Raw genomic sequence first — 1,343 nt, forward strand, 5'->3', positions numbered from 1 at the left:
CTGATTTCTATGACTCAGCCAAGTATTTTTAATTTATTTTCAAGCTATTTTCTTAAAATTATCCACATAATCTCTTTTATTTTTTACAACGGCAAAGGCTCTTAATACGAGTTTGTTTTTAATAGCATTCAGTATAGATAGGGCATGTTTACCTTCTGCTTTTTTTCGGTTATAATAATTTTTAAATTCCGGATGGTTTTTGATGGATGTAAGTGCACACATATGAAGTAGATGCTTCAGTTCCTTGTTTGCCATTTTGTGTACCTGATGTTTACCTTTTATGCTGATGCCACTCTGATAATCAAAGGGCACCACTCCACAATAACAAGCTAATTGCTTTCCACTGGTACAGAGGGTAAATACGTTAGAGCAACAGATCAGATAGATGGCAGTAATGTGACCGATACCTGGCACCGTAATGAGTCTTTTGTATGTATTATATAAGACCTCCTCCTTTTTAATGGTGTCCTTTATTTGTTTTTCCACCTTCTTTAGTGATTGCTTGAGACCATCTATAGCAGGTTGTAAAAGCTTCACAGACGTCTTGGTAAAAGAAGCTGAAATACCGGCATGTTTGAGTTCCTTAACACCTGTTGTAATGCTGCCGATTTGTTGCAGTAATTTGTTTCTTAAAGAAAGTAAATCTTTCAGCACCGTTACCTGCTGATGCAATGCTGGTGTGGGTTTGAGCCGGTCTGCATGACGCACAGCATAGAGCGCCAGCCTTCTGCTGTCCACCTTGTCATTCTTACCTCTGGCAATACCCAAACTCCATTTTACCTGAGCGGCATTTTCAATACATAAGTCCACCTGCAGTTGCGAAAAGAACTGCCAGAGCAAGCGGTGATAAATACCGGTGTTTTCAATAACAGCAATGGTTTGTTCTGAAAGGGGGACTTTGTGTGTTGCTAACCACTTTTGCATTCTTTTGAGACCAGTTGGTGTATTGGCAAACTGTTGCCACAGCGGCTTTGATAAGCTGTCTTGCTCACGGATAATAAAGCAGACATCGAGCGTATGCTTGGATACATCAATACCAATAAAATACTTTTTTTGCATAGCTTAGCTTTTAGAAGATTATAAAAAGAGCTAACCAGCGTTGCCTTTACTGTTCTGGTCCTTGATAACGGGTCTTACAGCCCTAATTTCTATATGAATCGGAAAGGCAAGTAAAAGTGGCGGCAGATTGTATCAGCCGATGGGTCCTTATCCCTACGTAACTCCTAATGCGCTGCCGCCACCGGTTAGTTTATTGAACAAGTTACATTATGTATGAAAAGAAAGGATATTACCAACAATAACTCATTGCCAGTATTTGTAAAAACAAATCTAAAGGACGTAAC

At 39.3% G+C, this 1,343-nt stretch carries 1 protein-coding gene; it reads right to left on the reverse strand.

Annotated elements, in window-relative coordinates:
• Positions 1-39: 39 nt before the first annotated feature.
• The gene (locus FC093_RS23580; RefSeq protein ID WP_137264283.1) at positions 40-1,059 is read right to left on the reverse strand and encodes an IS110 family RNA-guided transposase; all 1,020 of its coding nucleotides are present in this window, start codon (positions 1,057-1,059) and stop codon (positions 40-42) included.
• Positions 1,060-1,343 lie beyond the last annotated feature (284 nt).

Origin of the sequence: Ilyomonas limi, assembly GCF_005233845.1 — a bacterium.
GTDB lineage: Bacteria > Bacteroidota > Bacteroidia > Chitinophagales > Chitinophagaceae > Ilyomonas > Ilyomonas limi.

What these genes read in the sequence shown, in the direction of transcription:
- FC093_RS23580 (WP_137264283.1), bottom strand. Translation starts at nt 1,059, where the DNA reads ATGCAAAAAAAGTATTTTATTGGTATTGATGTATCCAAGCATACGCTC.